General features: G+C 74.2%; 22 protein-coding genes and 1 pseudogene. 11 read left to right on the forward strand and 12 right to left on the reverse strand.

Going from position 1 to position 20,026, the window contains the following annotated elements; translation table 11 throughout:
- Positions 1 to 122: 122 nt before the first annotated feature.
- Positions 123 to 779 (forward strand): GAP family protein, encoded by a 657-nt coding sequence (locus BLU82_RS15670; protein WP_157741026.1) that lies wholly within the window; start codon positions 123 to 125, stop codon positions 777 to 779.
- A gap of 17 nt (positions 780 to 796) precedes the next feature.
- Here BLU82_RS15670 and BLU82_RS15675 read toward each other — a convergent pair whose 3' ends face one another.
- Genes BLU82_RS15675 through BLU82_RS15705 form a run of 7 tightly spaced genes read right to left on the reverse strand, consistent with a single transcriptional unit; the run spans position 797 to position 6,089 of the window.
- Complete coding sequence (locus BLU82_RS15675; protein ID WP_092622085.1) at positions 797 to 1,786, reverse strand: ABC transporter substrate-binding protein; 990 nt, start codon at positions 1,784 to 1,786, stop codon at positions 797 to 799.
- Positions 1,783 to 2,574, reverse strand: a complete 792-nt coding sequence (locus BLU82_RS15680; RefSeq protein ID WP_092622087.1) for an ABC transporter ATP-binding protein — start codon at positions 2,572 to 2,574, stop codon at positions 1,783 to 1,785. Before BLU82_RS15680 ends, BLU82_RS15675 begins: the two co-directional genes overlap by 4 nt.
- A gap of 1 nt (position 2,575) precedes the next feature.
- Complete coding sequence (locus BLU82_RS15685; protein ID WP_092622089.1) at positions 2,576 to 3,604, reverse strand: iron ABC transporter permease; 1,029 nt, start codon at positions 3,602 to 3,604, stop codon at positions 2,576 to 2,578.
- Positions 3,605 to 3,657: 53 nt separating this feature from the next.
- Complete coding sequence (locus tag BLU82_RS15690; protein ID WP_092622091.1) at positions 3,658 to 4,362, reverse strand: bifunctional 2-polyprenyl-6-hydroxyphenol methylase/3-demethylubiquinol 3-O-methyltransferase UbiG; 705 nt, start codon at positions 4,360 to 4,362, stop codon at positions 3,658 to 3,660.
- A gap of 7 nt (positions 4,363 to 4,369) precedes the next feature.
- Positions 4,370 to 4,675, reverse strand: coding sequence for a 30S ribosomal protein S14 (gene rpsN / locus BLU82_RS15695; RefSeq protein WP_092622093.1), 306 nt, complete (start codon positions 4,673 to 4,675; stop codon positions 4,370 to 4,372).
- Positions 4,676 to 4,912, reverse strand: a complete 237-nt coding sequence (gene rpmB, locus BLU82_RS15700; protein ID WP_092622095.1) for a 50S ribosomal protein L28 — start codon at positions 4,910 to 4,912, stop codon at positions 4,676 to 4,678.
- Between the two features lie 31 nt (positions 4,913 to 4,943).
- Positions 4,944 to 6,089, reverse strand: a complete 1,146-nt coding sequence (locus tag BLU82_RS15705; protein WP_092622097.1) for a GTP-binding protein — start codon at positions 6,087 to 6,089, stop codon at positions 4,944 to 4,946.
- Positions 6,090 to 6,265: 176 nt separating this feature from the next.
- Here BLU82_RS15705 and BLU82_RS15710 point away from each other — a divergent pair, with 176 nt between their 5' ends.
- On the forward strand, positions 6,266 to 7,123 hold the full coding sequence (locus BLU82_RS15710; RefSeq protein ID WP_231947798.1) for an endo alpha-1,4 polygalactosaminidase: 858 nt from the start codon (positions 6,266 to 6,268) through the stop codon (positions 7,121 to 7,123).
- A gap of 46 nt (positions 7,124 to 7,169) precedes the next feature.
- On the opposite strand, the gene BLU82_RS15715 is transcribed toward BLU82_RS15710, so the two are convergent.
- Both BLU82_RS15715 and BLU82_RS15720 read right to left on the reverse strand, forming a co-directional pair.
- Entirely contained in the window at positions 7,170 to 8,180 is a 1,011-nt protein-coding gene (locus BLU82_RS15715) for a zinc-binding dehydrogenase (protein ID WP_092622099.1), read from the reverse strand.
- Positions 8,177 to 8,998 carry an IclR family transcriptional regulator gene (locus BLU82_RS15720; RefSeq protein ID WP_197682975.1) on the reverse strand — a complete coding sequence of 274 codons (822 nt, stop codon included), beginning with the start codon at positions 8,996 to 8,998 and terminating at the stop codon, positions 8,177 to 8,179. The genes BLU82_RS15715 and BLU82_RS15720 overlap by 4 nt, the downstream gene beginning before the upstream one ends.
- 46 nt (positions 8,999 to 9,044) lie before the next feature.
- Here BLU82_RS15720 and BLU82_RS15725 point away from each other — a divergent pair, with 46 nt between their 5' ends.
- Together BLU82_RS15725 and BLU82_RS15730 are read left to right on the forward strand one after the other, a co-directional pair.
- On the forward strand, positions 9,045 to 10,760 hold the full coding sequence (locus BLU82_RS15725; protein ID WP_092622101.1) for an IlvD/Edd family dehydratase: 1,716 nt from the start codon (positions 9,045 to 9,047) through the stop codon (positions 10,758 to 10,760).
- Positions 10,747 to 11,421 carry an SDR family NAD(P)-dependent oxidoreductase gene (locus BLU82_RS15730; protein ID WP_092622103.1) on the forward strand — a complete coding sequence of 225 codons (675 nt, stop codon included), beginning with the start codon at positions 10,747 to 10,749 and terminating at the stop codon, positions 11,419 to 11,421. Before BLU82_RS15725 ends, BLU82_RS15730 begins: the two co-directional genes overlap by 14 nt.
- On the opposite strand, the gene BLU82_RS15735 is transcribed toward BLU82_RS15730, so the two are convergent.
- Positions 11,415 to 11,717: a DUF3817 domain-containing protein gene (locus BLU82_RS15735; RefSeq protein WP_092622105.1), complete on the reverse strand. Its 303-nt coding sequence runs from the start codon at positions 11,715 to 11,717 to the stop codon at positions 11,415 to 11,417. The genes BLU82_RS15730 and BLU82_RS15735 overlap by 7 nt on opposite strands.
- Positions 11,718 to 11,779: 62 nt before the next feature.
- On the reverse strand, positions 11,780 to 13,099 hold the full coding sequence (locus BLU82_RS15740; protein ID WP_092622107.1) for a sorbosone dehydrogenase family protein: 1,320 nt from the start codon (positions 13,097 to 13,099) through the stop codon (positions 11,780 to 11,782).
- Positions 13,100 to 13,233: 134 nt separating this feature from the next.
- Between BLU82_RS15740 and BLU82_RS15745 the strand changes: the two genes are divergently transcribed.
- From BLU82_RS15745 to BLU82_RS15775, 7 genes and pseudogenes are all read left to right on the forward strand, one after another.
- Complete coding sequence (locus BLU82_RS15745; RefSeq protein WP_092622109.1) at positions 13,234 to 13,770, forward strand: SigE family RNA polymerase sigma factor; 537 nt, start codon at positions 13,234 to 13,236, stop codon at positions 13,768 to 13,770.
- Positions 13,767 to 14,981: a hypothetical protein gene (locus tag BLU82_RS15750; protein ID WP_092622111.1), complete on the forward strand. Its 1,215-nt coding sequence runs from the start codon at positions 13,767 to 13,769 to the stop codon at positions 14,979 to 14,981. Before BLU82_RS15745 ends, BLU82_RS15750 begins: the two co-directional genes overlap by 4 nt.
- A gap of 47 nt (positions 14,982 to 15,028) precedes the next feature.
- Positions 15,029 to 16,024 carry a Dyp-type peroxidase gene (locus BLU82_RS15755; RefSeq protein ID WP_092622113.1) on the forward strand — a complete coding sequence of 332 codons (996 nt, stop codon included), beginning with the start codon at positions 15,029 to 15,031 and terminating at the stop codon, positions 16,022 to 16,024.
- Positions 16,021 to 16,821, forward strand: a complete 801-nt coding sequence (locus BLU82_RS15760; protein ID WP_092622115.1) for a family 1 encapsulin nanocompartment shell protein — start codon at positions 16,021 to 16,023, stop codon at positions 16,819 to 16,821. The genes BLU82_RS15755 and BLU82_RS15760 overlap by 4 nt, the downstream gene beginning before the upstream one ends.
- A gap of 66 nt (positions 16,822 to 16,887) precedes the next feature.
- Positions 16,888 to 17,121 carry an addiction module protein gene (locus tag BLU82_RS15765; RefSeq protein ID WP_092622117.1) on the forward strand — a complete coding sequence of 78 codons (234 nt, stop codon included), beginning with the start codon at positions 16,888 to 16,890 and terminating at the stop codon, positions 17,119 to 17,121.
- Positions 17,118 to 17,390 (forward strand): annotated as a pseudogene (locus BLU82_RS36345) (type II toxin-antitoxin system RelE/ParE family toxin); the annotation flags it as partial. The gene BLU82_RS15765 and the pseudogene BLU82_RS36345, both read left to right, overlap by 4 nt.
- A 140-nt stretch (positions 17,391 to 17,530) precedes the next feature.
- Positions 17,531 to 19,069 carry a multicopper oxidase family protein gene (locus tag BLU82_RS15775; protein ID WP_172885626.1) on the forward strand — a complete coding sequence of 513 codons (1,539 nt, stop codon included), beginning with the start codon at positions 17,531 to 17,533 and terminating at the stop codon, positions 19,067 to 19,069.
- On the opposite strand, the gene BLU82_RS15780 is transcribed toward BLU82_RS15775, so the two are convergent.
- Positions 19,053 to 19,958 (reverse strand): metallophosphoesterase, encoded by a 906-nt coding sequence (locus tag BLU82_RS15780; RefSeq protein ID WP_157741030.1) that lies wholly within the window; start codon positions 19,956 to 19,958, stop codon positions 19,053 to 19,055. The genes BLU82_RS15775 and BLU82_RS15780 overlap by 17 nt on opposite strands.
- Positions 19,959 to 20,026 lie beyond the last annotated feature (68 nt).

Genomic DNA, 20,026 nt, shown 5'->3' on the forward strand with positions numbered 1-20,026 from the left:
ACGGGGTGAGGGCGTCACCGTCACCGGCCGCCACGATGACGTCATGGCGACGCAGGCGGACCGGGACAGGCCGACCGGCTGGGTTCACGGCGGCGAGGCGGCGGCGGTCTAGGAGTGCGACCATGGGCGGCCTCGTCCTCGAGCTGATCCCGTCGATGATCGGCCTGATGGCCACGCCGATCGCGATCGCCGGTGCGATCCTGCTGCTGGGCACCGCCCGGCCGTTCGCCAACGCGCTCGCGTTCATGGCCGCGTTCCTGCTCGCCTACTCGGTCATCGCCGCGATCGTCGTCGGGTTCGCGACGGCGTCGGCGGAGCCGCTGCTGTCGGTGCGGGCCAAGGCCGACATCGAGATCGGCATCGGCGCGCTGCTCCTGCTGCTCGCGGTGCCGCTGATCGTCAAGCGGCGCGACCGGCGCCGCGCCCGCCGGGCGAAGAAGGGCCTCGCCGCCCGGCTGCACGACGCCACCCCGCCGTTCGCGTTCGGTGCGGGGCTCACGCTGGCCGTCCTCAACCCGAACGTGCCGATCCTGGTCGCCGGGCTCGCGGTGGTGGCCGCGTCCGACACCGGCCACGTCGTGGGCGCCGTCCTGCTGGTCGTCGCCGCCGTCTCCGGCCTGCTGATCCCGATCCTGTGGCGCTGGCTCGCGCCCGCCAGCGCGCCCCGGGTGCTCGCCCGCGTCACGGCGTGGATCACCGCGCACGACCGCGCCATCAACATCACCATCCTGCTGGTGTTCGGGACGACGTTCCTGGTGAAGGGCCTGGCCGGGCTCTGACGCGGGCGGCGCGGCCGTCAGCGCGGCAGCGTGCGCAGGTAGTCGGCGAAGCCCTCCAGGCCGTCGACGTTGCGCGGCCCGCTGATGCCCTCGTTGTAGTCGAGCACGTAGAACCGGTCGGCGACGACGGCCGGCAGCGAGCTGGTGATCGGCGAGGTCTTCAGGAAGTCGATCTTCTCCTGGGCCGGCTGGTCGCCGTAGTCGAGGATGATGATCACCTCGGGGGCCGACTGGACGACGGCCTCCCAGCTGACCTGCGTCCACCGCGCGTCGAGATCGGCGAACACGTTGCGGCCGCCGGCGAACTCGATGATCTCGTTCGGCGGCACCTGGTTGCCCGCGGTGAACGGCTGGTCGGTGCCCGAGTCGTACAGGAACACCGGCACCGGCTCGCCCTCGGGCGCGTTCGCCCGCACGGCGTCGACCCGGCCGCGGTACTCCGCGACCAGCTCGTCCGCCCGGTCCTCGACGCCGAAGATCGCGCCGAGCCGCTCGAGGTCGGTGAAGAGCGCCTCGAACGGCTCGACGTCCTCCGGGAAGCCCGGGTAGGTGAAGCACGACTCCGTGTGCATGAAGCTCTGGATGCCGAGCCCGTCGAGGATCTCCGGGGTGATGCCGCGCTGGTCGCTGAAGCCGGAGTTCCAGCCGGCCACGACGAGGTCCGCGTCGGCGTCGACGACCAGCTCGCGGTTGAGCAGGTCGTCGCTGAGGAACTCGACTGCGGCGTAGTCGTCCGCCCACGGCGACTCCTCGACCGGCGGGTTGGCCGGCGGCATCACGTAGCCGTGCACGTGATCGGCGAGACCCAGCGCGAACAGCTTGTCGGCGCTGCCGGCCTCGTAGACGACGGCGCGCTGCGGCGTCGTGTACTCGACCGGCTCGCCGCAGCGGTCCACCGTCACCGTCCGGTCGCCGGCGGACGGCTCCACCTCGGCGCCGCACGCGGCCAGCGTCAGGGCGCCGGCGGCGAGCGCGAGCAGGGGTCGTCGTCGGTGCGGGGTGGTCATGTCGGTGTTCCCTCCGGTGTCGTGGCGGTGACGGTGTAGAGCAGTTGCGGCGCGCCGGTCAGCGGGTGCGCGACGACGGTCGCGGCCACGCCGAACACGTCCCGGATTAGCGCCTCGCTCAGCACGTCGGCCGGTGCGCCCACGGCGACCAGCCGGCCACCGTCGAGCACGCCGATGCGGTCGCACACGGCCGCGGCGAGGTTGAGGTCGTGCAGGACGACGAGCACGGTCAGGCCGGCGCCGCGGAGCAGGGCCAGCAGCCCGAGCTGGTGCCTGACGTCCAGGTGGTTCGTGGGCTCGTCCAGCACCAGCACCCGCGGCTCCTGCACCAGCGCCCGCGCGACGAGCACGCGCTGGCGCTCGCCGCCGGAGAGCGAGAGCACGCCCCGTCCGGCGAGGTGCAGCAGGTCCAGGCGGCGCATGGCGTCGTCGCACAGCTGCCGTTCGCGGGCGGTGAGCGGCTCGTTGCCGCGCTGGTGCGGCGCCCGGCCGAGCGCGACCACCTCCTCGACGGTGAAGTCGAGGTCACTGCCGCCCTGCTGGGTCAGCGCGGCGACACGGCGGGCGCCGTCGCGGCGGCTCAGCGTGGCGAGGTCGTCGCCGCCGATGCGCACGGCGCCGCCGGACGGGCGCAGCGCGCGGTACACGCAGCGCAGGGTCGTGGACTTGCCACTGCCGTTCGGGCCGATCAGCCCGACGACAGCCCCGTCGGCGACGTCCAGGCTGAGGTCGCGCACCAGCTCGGCGCCGTCGATGGTGACGGTGAGGCCCTCCAGTCGCAGGTCCACGTCACCGTCCCCCGAACAGGTAGCCGCGGCGGCGCAGCAGCGCCACGAACACCGGGACGCCGGCCAGCGCGGTGATCGCGCCCAGCGGCAGCTCCCGCGGCGCCACCACCGTCCGCGCCGCGACGTCGACCCAGACCATGAAGATCGCCCCGGCCAGCGGCGCGACCGCCAGCACCCGGGCGTGTCCCGCGCCGACGACCATGCGCACGAGGTGCGGCAGGATCAGGCCGACGAAGCCGATGGCGCCGCTCACCGCGACCATCGCCCCCGTCACCACCGACGACAGCAGGAACAGCCCGCGCCGCACCCGGCCCGCGTCGATGCCGAGGCTGGCCGCGGTCTCGTCGCCGAGCGCGAGCACGTCCAGCCGCCGCCCGGACCGTCGCAGCGCCACCACCGCGACGCCCACCGCGGCCGCCACCACCGGCAGCGACCCCCACGTGGCCGCGCCGAAACTGCCCATCGTCCAGAACAGGACCGTGCTGGTGGCCTCGCCGTCCGGGGCGAAGTAGACGATCACGCTCATCAGGGCCTGGAAGCCGAACGACATCGCGACGCCCGTCAGCACCAGCCGCAGCGGGCTCATCCCGCCCCGTCCGGACGCCGCCGCATAGACGACGACGGAGGCCAGCAGCGCGCCCGCGAACGCCCCGGCCGACACCGCGTAGATGCCGAGCGCGGCCAGCCCGCCGGTCACGATGACGCTCACCGCGCCGACCGACGCCCCCGACGAGACGCCCAGCACGAACGGGTCGGCCAGCGCGTTGCGCACCATCGCCTGCACGGCCACCCCCACCACCGCCAGCCCAGCGCCGACGACCGCCGCCAGCAGCACCCGCGGGGTCCGGATCTGCCACACGATCTGATACGCCGTCGCCTCGTCGGCGCCGATCGAGCCGCCCGTCAGCGCCGCCCACAGGTACCGCGCGCTGTCTCCCGGCGCGATGCTCGCGGCGCCGATGCCGATCGCCACCAGCACCGTCCCCAGCAGCACCACCGTCAGCCCGGCGACGGGGAGCAGCAGGCCCATCCGCCGTGGGCCCGCCCCCCGGGTCGCAGCGGCGGGAGGCGCCTGGACCGCCGTCACGCGGCCGCCCGCCGGACCAGGGCGGCGCCGTCGCCGGCGGGCTCCAGCACGAGCGCGGCCGGCAGGTCGGCGGCGACGTCCTGGGCCGTGACGACTCGCCAGTCGCTGGCGAACCGGTACGAGCGGACCAGCCGGTCGCCGTCGCGGACCTCGTACAGGCTCGCGGGCTCGCGCCCGCCGGCCGCGGCCAGGTGGCGGACCCGGTACTCGTGGTCGCCCAGCCGCCGGGTCTGGACCATCTCGGCCGGCCCGGTCTCCGCACGCTGCGTCGTGACCAGCCCGAAGCCGTCGCCGGCCAGCCGCTCACCGGCCCAGGCGAACAGCGCCCGCCGGTCGGTCCGGCCGAGGTGGCCGAGCACGTGCGCGCAGACGAACCCGTCGAGCCGCTCGGGCAGCAGCCCGAGGTCGCCCGGCGCCGCGCCCGCGACGACGGTGACCCGTTCGGCCAGCGCGGCGTCGTCGGCCACCCGTGCGGTCAGCACCGCCCGCATCACCAGGGCCGGCTCGAGCGCCACGATGCGCGCCCGCGTCTCCCCCGCGATCGTCCGGGTGCCGACACCGGTCCCGGCGCCGATCTCGGCGACGACCGCGTCGCTGCCGAGGTGGGCGAACGCGGCGCGGACGTACGGGCGCAGCCGTTCCCAGGGCTCGGCCATGAACAGGTCGTGGAACTCGGCCAGGCGTTCATAGGTCTCGGTCATCGCCGCCCTACCAGCTGGACTTCGTCACGCCGGGCAGCAGGCCCTGGTGGGCCATGGCCCGCAGCCGGATCCGGGACAGGCCGAACGCGCGGTGGACGCCGCGCGGGCGGCCGTCGACCTGGTCGCGGTTGCGCAGCCGGGTGGCGCTGGCATCGCGGGGCTGCCGGGCCAGCGCGCGCCGTGCGGCCGTGCGCTCGTCGTCGCTGCTGGTGGGGTCGGCGAGGACGCGCTTCAACGCGGCCCGGCGCTCGGCATGGTGGGCGACGATCTCGCGGCGGCGGGCGTCCTTGACGATCTTGCTGCGCTTGGCCATCTAGAGCCGCTCCCCGCGGGCCAGCAGCTCCGCCACGACGGCGTCGATGCCGCGCTTGTCGATGGTCCTGATGCCGCGCGCCGAGACGGTGATCCTGACCGTGCGGCCCAGCGACGGGACCCAGTAGCGCCTGCGCTGGAGGTTGGGGTCGAACCGGCGTTTCGTGCGGCGGTGGGAGTGCGAGATCGCGTGGCCGAAACCCGGCGTGGCGCCGGTGACCTGGCAGCGTGCGGACATGGTGGTGCCTTCCTGTGGAGAAGTGGCGTTCTCAGAGCGAGCTGTGGATATCGCCCAGCCAGGCCTCGAACCCGTCGCCCGCGGCCTCCCAGTACGCCCCGCGGCGCCGCAGTTCGGCGTCGTCGAGCAGGCACCGCTGGAACGCCGCGGCCAGCTCGCCGCGGCCGTCGTCCATGCCGGTGACGACGATGCGGGTGAAGGGGCGCCGCCGGCCCCACGGCTCGGCGACGCCGATGCTCAGCTGGCCGCCGGCGCCGTCCCATGCGCACGCGACGCCCGATCGGGTCGGCAGCCAGAAGCAGCCGCGGGATCGACGCGGGCCGCCGCCGAGGTCGGCGATGCCGGCGTACAAGCGGTCCGGATGGAAGGGGCGGTCGGAGCGCAGGTCCAGCCGCCAGACGTGCCCGCCGGCGTACGCCGGCAGCGGACCGGGCCGCACCTGCGCCACCCACGCCTCGGCGGCCGCGTGGTCGTGGAGGCCGGCCAGCAGCCGGCCCGCGTCCACCCCGCCGTCGCCGGCCCTGCCGGCCTCGTCGCCCGCGCCGGCCTCGCCGGCCGAGCCGGCCGAGCCGGCCGAGCCGGCCGAGCCGGAGACGAGCGCGCCGGGGCGGGCCAGGGTCCGGATCAGCTCCAGTTCGGCGGTGCCGGCCGTTCCGGCGATGGTGACGGCGTCGGCGTACTCGACCTGGGCGGCGCCGACCTCGGCCACGCCGCGGCGATCGTCGGCGGAGGTGTGCACGCCGCGTTCGCACAGCAGCTCGTCGCCGAGGAGGTCGTCCGCCAGCCGATCGCCGTCGATCGCGCAGACGACGCCGGCGATGCGCACGTGCCGCAGCCGCGCATCGCGGGCGGCGACGCGGCAGACCTGCTGCGCCTCGGCGCCGGCCGGCAACTGCGCGACGACGGCGCCCCAGCGTTCGGCCGCGGCCAGCCGGACCAGCGTCGGCACGATGTCCTCGCGGATGGCACAGCTGACGCACGCGTGCTCGAGGTCGATCCGCTCGTCCTCGACCACGCCGGACACGTCGCTCACCGTCCGCAGCAACACGCTCCGGCCGACGTCGATGCGGTGATGTACGACAACGGCATCGGGCAGATCCCACTGCAACGCGATGGTCGCCGCCGCCATCGCCTCGGGCGCGACGCCGGTCACCAGAACGACGGGTGTGGTGCGCATGCTCAACTCTTTCTAACGAGAATCAACCTCATTAGTGCGTCACCCTAGCACCACCCACGTCCCCTCGTTGCGGGCCGACGCCGCGATCGCCTCGGTGGCCAGAGGCGCGGATGCACCCGGAACCAGAACTCGTCGATGAGGCCGAGACGGGTCGGGGTGTGCGCGATGATCTCCCCATGCCGGCGACGCGAGGAACCGCGGTCATGCGGCCGCAGCTGCCGAGCGCCAGGCGCGCTGCCGCGGCGCTGCTGGCGGCGGCCGCGCTGCTGACCGGCTGTGGCGACGACGGCGCCGTCGACGGCGTGCGGCTGCCGCCCGAGGGCGCCCGCGTCGACTACCAGCTGGGCGGCCCGTATCCGCCGTCCGACGGGGTGGAGGTGGTGATCCGCGACGTCACCGCCGAGCCGGTGCCGGACCGCTACGGCATCTGCTACGTCAACGCGTTCCAGACCCAGCCCGGCACGCTGGAGCAGTGGCGGCGAGAGCACGACGACCTGCTGCTGCGCGACGACGACGGCGAACTGGTCACCGACCCGGACTGGCCGGACGAGGCGCTGCTCGACACGTCCACCGAGGCGAACCGGGAGGCGCTGGCCGGGGTCGTCGGCGCGGACCTCGAGCGGTGCGCGCGGGCCGGCTTCGCCGCCGTCGAACCGGACAACCTCGATTCGTGGACCCGTTCCCACGGCCTGCTCGACGACGCCGACAACCTGGCGTTCGCCGCGCTGCTGGCCGAGCGGGCGCACGAGCTCGGCCTGGCCATCGCGCAGAAGAACGCCCCGGAACTGGGCGCCGCCGGCCGCGACACCGCGCACCTCGACTTCGCCATCGCCGAGGAGTGCGAGGTCCACGACGAGTGCGCCGCCTACGCCGACGTTTACGGGCGGCACGTCATCGAGATCGAGTACGCCGACAACGGCCGCGACGCGTTCGCCGCCGCCTGCGCCGACCGCGGCGAGGAGATCTCGGTGCTGCTGCGCGACCGCGACGTCCTCCCGGCCGGCGCGGACGGCTACGTGGCGCAGTGGTGCTAGCGCTCATCGGCGCACCGGGCCGCGCGGGCCGACGAGCGGAGGCGAGTCAGGCCAGGCGGGGGTCGACGTGGACCTTGGGGGCGGGTCCGGTGGGGAGCGTCCCGGCCAGGACGGCGGCGACGTCGGACAGGCCGACCGTGGCGCCGACCAGCGGGCGCGGGTCGACCGCGCCGCTCGCGTACGCCTCGATCGTCGCGGCCAGGCCGGGCGACGCGGAGAGGATGCCGGCCGCGGTGACGTCGGCGAGCACCAGCTGACGGGTGTCGAGCCGGCTCGGCGTGGCGGACAGCCCGATGTAGACGACCCGCCCGCCGGGCTCGACCAGCTCGACGGCGCGCGCGGGCAGATGGGCGGCGTTGGTGGCGTCGACGACGGCGTCGAACGGCAGGTCCGGCAGTTCGTCCTCGGTCCACGCGTGCTCGAACCCCAGCGACCGGGCGAACTCCAGCGACGCCTCGGTGCGGCCCATCAGATGCACCTCGGCGCCGTCGGCGCGGGCGAACATCGCCGCCATCAGCCCGATGGTGCCGGGCCCGAACACCAGCACCCGGTCGCCCGGGCCGGCGCCGGTGGCCCGGGCCGCCCGCAGCGCGTTGCCGCCCGGCTCGACCAGCGCGCCCAGAACGGCGTCGACGGAGCCGGGCAGCGCGTGCAGCGACGACGCCGGGACGGCCAGCTGCTCGGCCAGCGCGCCGGGCCGGCCGTCGCGCACGCCGACCTCCTGCCGCGCCTCGCACACGTGCTGCCGTCCGCGGCGGCAGCGCCGGCAGGTCCCGTCGCCGATCATGGTGTCGCCCATGACCCGCCGCCCCAGCCACGCGGGGTCCACGCCGGACCCGACGGACGCGACGACGCCGGCCCACTCGTGACCGGGCCGCAGCGGGTACGTCGTGTGCCCGGAGCGCAGGTAGGCCATGTCGCCGCTGAAGAACTCGGCGTCGGTGCCGCAGACGCCGGCCCGCTCGACGTCGACGACGACCTCGCCGGGCGCCGCGACGGGGCGCGGCACGTCCTGCACCCCGCCCGCGCCGGGTCCGGTCAGCACGAAGGCTCTCATCGGCGCTCCCCCAGCCGGCCGAGCACGCCACGGATCTCGTCGACGGCGTCGACGAGCACGGCCAGCGGCGTGCGGAAGGTCAGCGCGCTGACGCTGATCGCGCCCGACGGCGCGCCCGACGGCGCACCCGACGGCACGCCCGGCGCCAGCGCGTACACCGGCAGCGCCAGGCAGGCGACGCCGGTCTCGTTCTCCTCGTCGTCCAGGGCGTAGCCGCGCTGACGGACGGCCGCCAGCTCGGCGGCCAGGTCACCGGCGGTGACGCGGGTGCGCGGCGTCCGCCGCGGCAGCGGCCCGGCGCCCACCCACGCGGCCACCGCGGCCGGCGTCGGCAGCGAGTACGCCAGCAGCAGCTTCCCGACCCCGGTCGAGTGGGCCGGGTTGCGCCCGCCGACGACCGACGTCAGCCGGGCGGCGCCGCTCGGCGGGTCGACCTTGGCGCGGTACACGACCTCGCGGCCGTCGAGCACCGCGTAGTGGGTGGTCTCACCGAACCGGGCCGCCAGCGTCTCGAGCACCGGCAGCAGCCGGACGTGCTCGGGCCGGGCCTCGTGGTGCGCGAACGCCAGCCGCAGGAACTCGTCACCCAGCACGTAGTGGCCGCGGGCGTCCTGACCGGCGAACCCGGCCCGGCGCAGCGACCGCAGCGCGCGGTGCACCGTCGGCTTGGGGCTGCCGACGACGCGGGTCAGCTCGTCCAGCCCGACTCCGCCCGGGTGGGAGGCCAGCTCCTTGAGCACGGCGAGCACGCGGTCGGAGCCGACCACCCGGTCGCCCTCTTGACCGGGACGGTCGTCGCCCGCCACGATGTCTCGCACGTTCCAGATAGTAGATTGACGTGTCGATAATCGGAAGAGAGCGGCCGTGACCGAGCTCCGCAGCGCCCAGTGGTACGGCGGCGACGGCCGCGACGCCTACATCCACCGCGCCTGGATGCGCCGCGGCCTGCCCGACGACGCGTTCACCGGCCGGCCGCAGATCGCCATCGCCAACACCGCGTCCGACCTGACGCCGTGCAACCGGCACCTGGACGAGGTGGCGCGGTCGGTGCGCGACGGCGTCCACGAGGCCGGCGGCATCGCGCTGGAGCTGCCCGCGCTGTCGCTGGGCGAGACGCAGTTACGGCCCACCGCCATGCTGTGGCGCAACCTCGCCGCCATGGCCACCGAGGAGATGCTGCGCGGCAACCCGGTCGACGGCGTCGTGCTGCTCGGCGGCTGCGACAAGACCATCCCGGCGCTGCTCATGGCGGCCGCGTCGGTCGACCTGCCGGCCGTCGTCGTGCCCGGCGGGCCGATGCTCACCGGCACCTTCCGCGGCGTCCCGCTGGGCTGCGGCACCGACGTCTGGCGGCTGTCCGAGGAGGTCCGCGCCGGGACGCTCTCGCGCGACGACTTCACCCGCTCCGAGTCGGCGATGATCCGCAGCAAGGGCCACTGCAACACCATGGGCACCGCGTCGACGATGGGCCTGCTGGCCGAGGCGCTGGGCATGGTCGTCCCGGGTGTCGCGGGCACCCCGGCGCCGGACAGCCGGCTGTTGGCCGCCGCGCACGGCACCGGCCGGCTGGCCGTCGAGCTGGTCGCCGCGGACCGCCGACCGAGCACCGTCCTGACCAGGGCGTCGTTCCACAACGCCATCGTGACGCTGGCGGCCATCGGCGGCTCGACCAACGCCGTCGTGCACCTGCTCGCCATCGCCGGGCGCCTGGGCATCGAGCTCACGCTGGACGACGTCGACCGCATCGGCTCGCGCGTCCCCGTGCTGGTCGACCTGCTGCCGGCCGGCCGGTTCCTGATGGACGACCTGCACCGCGCCGGGGGGCTGCCGGCCGTGCTGCGCGAGGTGCGCGACCTGCTCGACCCCACAGCGCTGACGGTGACCGGCCGGCCGCTGGTCGAGTACCTCGACGACGCCGAGATCTTCGACGCCGAGGTCATCCGGCCGCGGTCGGCGCCGCTGGTCGAGGAGGGCGGCATCGCGGTGCTGCGCGGCAACCTGGCGCCCCGCGGCGCTGTCATCAAGCCCGCCGCCGCGTCACCGGGGCTGCTGCGCCATCGAGGCCCGGCGGTGGTGTTCGACAGCATCGAGGACCTGCACGCCCGCATCGACGACCCGGACCTCGATGTGACGGCCGACTCCGTCCTGGTGCTGCGCGGCTGCGGCCCGAAGGGCTACCCCGGCATGCCGGAGGTGTCGAACCTGCCGCTGCCGGCGAAGCTGCTGGGCCAGGGCGTGCGCGACATGGTCCGGGTGTGCGACGGCCGGATGAGCGGCACCGCCTACGGCACGGTCGTGCTGCACGTCGCGCCGGAGGCGGCCGACGGCGGGCCGCTCGCGCTGGTGCGCACCGGCGACGTCGTCAGCCTGGACGTCGCCGCGCGGCGCATCGACGTCGAGGTGGACGACGACGAGCTGGCCGCGCGCTCCCCCAGCCGGGCCACCGTCGACGGCTACGCCCGCCCGGCCCGCGGCTGGGAACGGCTCTACGTCGACCACGTGCTCCAGGCCGACACCGGCGCCGACCTCGACTTCCTGCTCGGCTCCAGCGGATCGGAGGTCAGCCGTGAATCGCACTGACACCAGGACGGCGCTCGTCACCGGCGGCGGCAGCGGGCTCGGCGCGGCCGCCGCCGAACGCCTGCGCGCCGACGGTTACACCGTCACCACCCTCGACCTGCACGGCGCCGACGTCGTCGCGGACATCACCGACGAGGCGGCGCTGGCGCGCATCGGCCCGGTCGACGTGCTGGTCAACTCGGCCGGCGTCGTCGGCCCGAACCGGCCACTGCACGAGACGACGGCGGACGAGTGGCGCCGCGTCTTCGAGGTCAACGTCGTCGGCACCGTCAACACCATGCGCGCGTTCGTCCCGGGCATGCGCGAGCGCGGCTGGGGCCGCGTCGTCAACCTCGCCAGCATGGCCGGCAAGGACGGCAACCCGAACCTGTCCGTCTATTCGGCGTCGAAGGCCGCCGTCATCGGGCTCACGAAATCCGCCGGCAAGGAGCTCGCCACCAGCGGCGTCCTCGTCAACGCCATCGCGCCGGCCGTCATCGCCACACCGATGAACGACGCCACCGAGCCCGGCGTGCTCGAGCACATCACCAGCCTCATCCCGATGAAGCGGGTCGGCCGGCCCGAGGAGGTGGCCGAGCTGATCGCGTTCCTGTGCTCGGACCGGGTCAGCTTCTCCACCGGCGCCGTCTACGACATCAGCGGCGGCCGGGCGACCTACTGAGCGACGGCCGCGGGCTCGCGCACGACGCGGCGCTCGAACCAGACCGTCATGAACGGCGGGATGGCCGAGGCCAGGCCGAGCATCGTCGTGGTGAAGGACCAGCGTTCCGCGCGCCACGCGGCGATGACGGTGACGAGGTAGACGATGAAGACGCCGCCGTGGATGGGGCCGAAGATCTGCACCCCGATCTCGTTCTCGACCACGACGTACTTGAAGAACATCCCGATCAGCAGGCCGGCCCAGGAGATCCCCTCGGCGACGGCGGCGATGCGGAACCAGCGAAGCGCAGCACTCACCCCGACACCCTACGGGCCGGACGGGACCGCCGCGGAGGCGGCCCCGCCCGGCCCGGCGATCGTCAGGACCCGGTGGCCTCGGCGAACGTGAGGCGGTGGATCGCGCCGGTGCCGGGCGCGACGGTGTCGGTGACGAAGTAGACCTCGCCGTCTGCGTCCGTCCCGAACGAGGTGATCCGCGGCGGCAGCTGGCCCACCGCGTCGCTGGCGACGTGCCGGCCGCGCCGCTGCTCCTGGACGGCGAACGCCTGGCCGGTGCAGTAGTCGGCCGCGACGTAGGTGCCGTCGGCGAGGTCCTCGAACTCGTCGCCGCGGTAGACGACGCCGCCCATCACGGCGCACCGGTCGTTGCCGGCCAGACCGTAGGAGTAGACCGGGTCGGTGTACTGGGCGCGCGGGTTGCAGCGGATGTCGAGGAACGGGTCGGGGCCCTCCCCGGCGCTCGCGGGCTGACGGTGCAGGTCGTCGCCCTCGCGGCAGGACCAGCCGAAGTTCCAGCCGTCGCGCGGCTGGTCGTCGTCGTCCAGGGAGACGTGGTTGATCTCCTCCCAGCGGTTCTGGCCGACGTCGCCGATCCAGATCGACTCGGTCCGCTCGTCGATGGAGAACCGCCACGGGTTGCGCAGGCCGTACGCCCAGATCTCCGGCCGGCCGGCGGCGCTGCGGGCGAACGGGTTGTCGTTCGGGATGCAGTAGAGCCGGCCGTCGCACTCGCGCATGACGTCGATCCGGACGATCTTGCCGAGCAGCGTGCTGAGGTTCTGCGCGCCGTACAGCGGGTCGTCCGCGCTGCCGCCGTCGCCGGTGCTCCAGTACAGGTAGCCGTCGGGGCCGAACATCAGGTCGCCGCCGTTGTGGTTGCCGTTGAGGTTGTGCTGCTGACGGAGCACCCGCTCCTCCGTGGCCGGGTCGATGGTCGTCTGTCCCGCGCTGTCGAGCTGGAACCGCGAGACGGTGAGCGCGCCGTTCTCGACGCCCGTGCCGAGGGCGGTGTACGAGACGAACAGCGTGTGGGTGCGGGCGAAGTCCGGCGACGGCGCCACGCCGAGCAGGCCGCGCTCGTTGCCGGCGGTGCTGACGCGGCCGGTGAGGTCGAGCAGCGGCTGCGGGTCCAGGACGCCGGTGTCCGGGTGGAACACCAGCACCCGGCCGGCCTTGTCGACGACGAACAGCCGGCCGCTGCCGTCGTCGGGCGTGCCGATGGCGGCGAGCCGCAGCCCGGTCGTCGCGACGACCTCGCTGCCGACCTGGAGCTCGGAGACGGGAAGCGGGCGGTCGTCGCGGCCGGCCTGCGCGGCCGCGGACGTCGCCACGGCGGCGACCAGCAACAGCGGGAGCAGCAGCGCGAGGCGAAGCCTGCGGGGGACGGGGGTGGCGGGCATGGCATCTCCCTTTGACGATGGGTCGATCGCTAGGGCGGCCGGTAATACGTGACACAGCGCCGGAAGGATTGCCTTCCCGCGATGCAACTTCCGCCCGCCCGCTCGCGTCTTGCGTAGTGACCGAGGGGGTGGGGATGGACGTCGACGCCGAGGCGGCCGCTATCGCGCTGGACCGCGACAGCGCGTTCGAGCAGTACGTCGAGGTGCGCCAAGTGCGGCTGCTGCGCCTCGCGTACCTGCTCACGGGCGATCAGCACGCCGCCGAGGATCTGCTGCAGACGACGCTGGCCAAGCTGTACCTGGCGTGGAACCGGGTCGAGCGCGCAGGCTCCGTCGACGCGTACACCCGGCGCATCATGCTCAACGAGCGCTCCAGCCGGTGGCGGCGGGCGGCGCAGCGGTTCGAGCGGTCCACCGACGCCGTCCCGGAGCGGCCGGTCCTCGACGACTTCGACCACACGCTCGCCGAGCGCGACGCGCTGTGGTCGGTCGTGCGGGAGCTGGCGCCGCGGCAGCGCGCCACCGTCGTCCTCCGCTTCTACGAGGACCTCGGCGAACAGGAGATCGCCGACCTGCTCGGCTGCTCGGTCGGCACCGTGAAGTCGCAGACCAGCCGGGCGCTGGCGACCTTGCGCACCCGGCTGGCGGAACGGAAGGGGGACGAGCGGTGAACGAGTTCGACGATCTCGAGAGCGCCTTGGCCGCGGAGTTGCGCCGCCGCTCCGGCGACGTCCTGGCGACGCCGGGCCTGGCCGGCCGCGCCCGTCGCCGTGCCCGTGTCGTCCGCCGGCGTCGCGTGGCCGCCGCCGGCGCTGTCGCCGCCGCCGTCCTGGCCGTCGCGGTCCCGACGGCGCTCTCGCTGCGCAGCGTCCCGCAGACGGCTCCCCCGGCCGATTCCCCGACGACGCCGTCGGAAGTGCACGAGACGGAGACACCGGAGCGCGGCGGCACGACGGCTCTGGCACTGGACGGCCTTCCCGGCGGGCCGGAGCCCTCGATCGGCTGGTTCGAAGGCCCCGACTACCACGGCGCCGACGGCCGTTCGGCGCAGTTCCCGAGCATGTGGATGGACACCCTGGAGCTCGGCGACCGGTTCATGGCGAGTACCGGCGACGAGGTCAGCCGGCTCGCCGCGGACGGCGAGGTGCTCGCCACCTTCACCGGCGCGGGCCCGGTCCTGTCCGCGGACGGCCGCCTGGTCGCCTACTTCAACCGGGACGAGGACGTCGTGCGGGCCGAACCGGCCGACGGAGGCGAGGCCGAACCTGGGCGCGACGTGCCGGAGGACCGGTGGCTCGAACCAGTCGGCTTCCTGGGCGATCACCGGCTCGTGTCGAACCTCCGGGACGCCACCGGGGCGCCGGCCGGGTTCAGGATCGACGACTTCGGAGCACCTGACGGCGGTGCGGCGACCGCGCCGTGGGACCTCGTCAGCGTCAGCGCCGTGTCGGAGGCGGCCGGACTCGTGACCGGGCCGACAACGGAGCTCACCGAGGACGGCGGCTGCTGGGCCGTCTACGAGACGGACGCGTCGACGCCGTTGTGGACGACGTGCGCCTACTCGTTCCTCCGCTTCAGCCCGGACGGGCGTCACCTCGTCGGGACGGCCGGCCACCCGCACGCCGAAGCCTTCACCACCACCGTCCTGGTCGACGCCCTCACCGGCGCGGTCGTGCACCAATACACCGGCCGGCACATCTACGAGGCGATGTTCGAGGACGAGGGCCATCTGATCCTCAGCGTGGCGCTCGAGGACGGCGACTCGCGCGAGGCGGCCCTGCTCCGCTGCGACTTCACCGGTTCCTGCGAGCGGACCACACCGATCGTCCACGTCTCCCTGCAGGGTGGGTACACGTATGGGCTGGCACTGCCGCGCTGGTGACGCCGGGATTCCTGCACGCGGCGGGCCGGCCGGGCGATAATGCGACGGTGACCGACGCCGCGACGCCGCAGGCTGTGCTGGGCCAGTTGACCGAGGCCGCGATCTTCCTCGTCGTCACGGTCGACGATGGCGGCGAGGACGTCGCGCGCGACCTGCTGGCCGACCTGTCCGGGCTGACCCGCGCCGTCGGCTTCCGCGCCCCCGACGACGGCCTGACCTGCGTCGCCGGCATCGGAGCCGCCGCCTGGCCGCGGGTCGTCGGCGGCGAGCCGCCGTCCGGGCTGCACCCGTTCCAGGAGATCGCCGGCCGCACGCACACCGCACCCGCCACCCCCGGCGACCTGCTGTTCCACCTGCGCGCCCGGCGTATGGACCTCTGCTTCGAGCTGGCGACGCTGATCACCGGCCGACTGGCCGGCGCGGCCACCGTCGTCGACGAGGTGCACGGGTTCCGCTACTTCGACCAGCGCGACCTCCTCGGCTTCGTCGACGGGACGGAGAACCCGACCGGCGCGGCCGCCGCTGCCGCCGTCCTCTCCGGCGAGCCGGGGTTCGAGGGCGGCAGCTACGTCGTCGTGCAGAAGTACGTGCACGACATGGACGCGTGGAACGCGCTGCCGGTCGAGGAGCAGGAGCGGGTCATCGGCCGCCGCAAGCTCTCCGACGTCGAGCTGTCCGACGCCGAGCAGCCGGCCAACTCGCACGTCGCGCTCACCACGATCACCGACGACGACGGCGAGGAGCGCGAGATCCTGCGCGACAACATGCCGTTCGGCCGCGCCGGCGCCGGCGAGTTCGGCACCTACTTCATCGGTTACGCCGCGCACCCTGACGTCATCGAGGAGATGCTGGTCAACATGTTCGTCGGCCGGCCGCCGGGCAACCACGACCGCATACTCGACTTCTCCGTCGCGGTCACCGGCGCGCTGTTCGCCGTCCCCACGGTCGATGCCCTGGACGGCCTCGCCGACCCACCGAGCCCGACGCCCGCGACCGACGGCAGTCTGAACGTCGGCAGTCTCAGGAGGAGCGACGCCTCATGAACAACCTGCACCGCGAACTCGCGCCCGTCTCGGCGGCCGCCTGGGCCGACATCGAGGCCGAGGCGCGCCGCACCTTCGTCCAGTACGTCGCCGCCCGCCGCGTCGTCGACGTCATCGGCCCGGGCGACGACGTCCTGCACGGCGTCGGCACCGGGCACCTGCGAACGCTCGACGCGCCCGGCGACGGCGTGCTGGCGCGCAGCCGCGAGGTGAAGCCGGTCGTCGAGCTGCGCGTCCCCTTCACCGTCGACCGCCAGGCCGTCGACGACGTCGAACGCGGCGCCAAGGACGCCGACTGGCAGCCGGTGAAGGACGCGGCGAAGCAGATCGCGTACGCCGAGGACCGCGCCATCGTGGCCGGCTTCGCGGCGGCCGGCATCGAGGGCATCGTCGCCGGCACCACCAACACCCCGATCGCCCTCCCCGGCGACGTCCGCGACCTCCCCGACGTCGCGGCGCACGCCCTCACCACGCTCCGCCTCGCCGGCGTCGGCGGCCCGTACAGCCTGCTGCTGTCGGCGGACGTGTACACGGCGGTCGAGGAGACCACCGACCACGGCTACCCCATCCGCGAGCACGTCGCCCGCGTCCTGCACGACGGCGAGATCGTCTTCGCCCCCGCCATCGACGGCGGCCTGCTGCTCTCGGCCCGCGGCGGCGACTACGAGCTGCACCTCGCCCAGGACCTCTCCATCGGCTACCTGTCCCACGACGCCCACACGGTGACGCTGTACTTCGAGGAGGCCTTCACCTTCCTCGTCCAGACCGGCGAATCCGGCGTCGCACTGGAGAGTTAGAGCGGTTTGTCCACAGCCTGGCCTTCAACCGCGCGATGGTGCCGGATGGGCGCCTAGACTGACCCCATGACGGGCCGAGCCGAAGAACTGCTGCGCGCGGCGCTGGCGCTGCCCCGCACCGACCGCGCCGACGTCGCGGCCGAACTGCTGGCGAGCCTCGATGAGTCCGGCGACACGGATCGCCAGGCCGTAGAAGCAGCTTGGGCTCGCGAGATCGAACGGCGCGCACGTCGCGTGCTCGCAGGCGAGTCCAGTGCCGAGGACTGGGGCGCCGTCCGCGCTCGCCTCAGCGACCGTTGACCCGCAAGACCCGGATCGAGCCCGAGGCATCGGCCGAGCTCGAAGGAGCGATCCGCTGGTACGAACGACATCGCCACGGGTTGGGCGCTGATTTCCTCGCGGCCGTCGACAGCACCATCTCCCACATCAGCCGATGGCCTGAGGCCGGAGGCGCAGTGCCAGGCGTCATGGCCGACGTCCCGGCGCGCAGGGCACCGGTGCCGCGGTTCCCCTACACGGTGGTCTACCTCGTGGTCGACGACGCGATCTGTGTCGTCGCCATCGCGCACGAAAGGCGCAGGCCAGGCTACTGGCAGCGCGACCGGCCCGAGGCATGGACCAGGAATCGAGATGGACGTCGCAAGTGTCATCCGGCGGGGAGGGCACCCCGGCCCTGTACCCCCGTGACCAGGTGGTGCATCGTCGGGGTATGGAGCACAGCCACCACGACGCGCACCACCATGCGCCCGCCGCCGAGCCGTTCCCGACCGACCCGGCCGGGCTGCCCGAGGCCACCGCGCCCACCGCGCTCGAGCCCGGCGACGGCGACACCGTCGCGCTGACCATCGCGCCGGTGGCGAAGCGGCTGGACGGCGCCACCGTGCGCATGCTCGCCTACAACGGCTCGGTCCCCGGCCCCGCGCTGACCGTCCGCCAGGGCAGCGAGCTCACCGTCGACGTCACGAACGAGGGCGACCTGGAGACGACGGTGCACTGGCACGGCCTGCGGCTGGACAACAGCAGCGACGGCGTGCCGGGCGACACGCAGGCGCCGATCGCCGTCGGCGGGCGGCACACGTACCGGCTGCGCTTCCCCGACCCCGGCCTGTACTGGTACCACCCGCACCTGCGCGAGGACTACACCCAGGAGCTCGGCCTCTACGGCACCATCCTGGTCCGCCCCGCCGACGCCGGCTACTGGCCGCCCGCGCACCGCGACGTCGTCCTGACGCTGGACGACCTGCTGGTCGAGGACGGCCGCATCGCGCCGTTCAGCCCGGCCGAGACGACGCACGCGGCCATGGGCCGGTTCGGCAACGTGTACCTCACCGGTGGCGACCCCGCCCCGCGGCTGACGGCGGACGCCGGCGAGGTGGTGCGGTTCTGGCTGGTCGACACCGCCAACACGCGGACGTTCGACGTGCGGGTGCCGGGCGCGCCGATGAAGCTGGTCGGCGGCGACTCCGGCCGCGTCGAGCACGACGAGTTCGTCGACGGCGTGGTGGTCGCGCCGTCCGAGCGGGCCGTCGTCGACGTGCTGTTCCCGGCGCCGGGCGAGTACGCGCTGGAGCACCACACCCCCGTCGGCACGCACCGGCTGGCGACGGTGACCGTCGGCGCAACCCCGGCCACGCCCGACCTCACCGCGGCGTTCGAGACCCTCGGCGGCGCGCCCGACCTCGCCGCCGAGCGCGCCGGGCTCGGCCCGTGGCTCGCGGCCGAGCCCGACGAGGTGCTGTCGTTCGTCGCCGAGCTGAGCATGGGTCACGGCGACCACGGCGGCCACCACGAGCACCACGCGTACCACGGCCACGACGGGCCCAGCGCGACCGCCGGCGGCATCGAGTGGGAGGACGAGATGGCGGAGATGAACCGCGCCTCGACCTCCGCCACCGTCGCCTGGCGCATCGTCGACCCCGCCACCGGCGAGGAACCGGTCTGGCGCTTCACCGTCGGCCAGCGGGTGAAGATCAGGCTGGTCAACGAGCTGGAGTCGGACCACCCGATGCAGCACCCGTTCCACCTGCACGGCGCCGGCCGGTTCCTCGTCCTGGCCCGCGACGGCGCCACCGAGGCGAACCTGGTGTGGAAGGACACCGTGCTGGTCCGCACCGGCGAGACCGTCGACCTGCTGTTCGACGTGACGAACCCGGGCCGCTGGATGGCGCACTGCCACATCGCCGAGCACCACGAGAGCGGCATGATGTTCGGCTTCACCGTCGACGAGGCGGCTACCGCGGCACCGTGAACACGTCGACCAGCGCGCCGGACTGGTCGATCGCCCGCCCGACCAGGCGGTCGGCGTAGACCAGCAGGTCGACGTAGTGGAGGGTGGACGAGCTGACGGCGGTGAAGTCGGCGTGGCCGGTGGGCCGCAGCTTCGCACCCGCCCCCGACACCACGTAGACGACGCCGTCGAGCACGTCCGAGCGCTGGTAGTCGTGGTCGTGGCCGGCCAGCACCAGCGGCACGTCGTACTCGTCGAACAGCGGCACCCAGTCGGCCCGCACCCGCGGGTCCGACCCGTGCTGCCCGGCCGAGTACGGCGGCCGGTGCAGCGCGACGACGGTCCACGTGCCGGCCGGCTGCGGCGCCGCCAGCCGCTCCTTCAGCCACGCCGTCTGCTCGGCGTCGCCGGTGCGCTCGGTGTCGAGGACGAGCACCCGCGCCGGCCCGACCCGCTGCTCGTACCAGGTGGCGTCGCGGCCGAGCGCCGCCATGATCCGGTCCTGCTCGCCGCTCTCGTAGTCGTGGTTGCCGAGCACCGGCAGCAGCGGCACGCCGTCGTCGAGCAGCGGCGCGAACGGCTCGGTGACGGCGTCGTCGACCCGCGAGGCGTCGCCGTCCTCGTAGACGAGGTCCCCCAGCAGCAGCACCGCGTCGTAGCCGCCACCGCCGCGCTCCGCCTGCGTCACCATCTCCGCGACGGTGGCCCGCTCGGCCGCGTCGCCGGTCCCGGTGTCGCCGGCGACGGCGATGCGTGCCAGCGGGTCGTCGGTCGCCGGCGGCGCAGGCTCGCCCGCCACCGCGGCCGGCGCCGGGTCGGACGGCGGCCCCAGCACCAGCCGCACCCCGACGACGCCCGCCACCACCAGCACCGTGGCGACGACGGCGTGACCCAGCAGGGTGCGGCGCACCCGCCCACCGTACGCGCGCCGGGCGGCTGCGGGACGAAGGAAGCGATGGCTGGCGGTTCGCTGGGGCC

Source organism: Jiangella sp. DSM 45060 (assembly GCF_900105175.1).
Lineage (GTDB): Bacteria > Actinomycetota > Actinomycetes > Jiangellales > Jiangellaceae > Jiangella.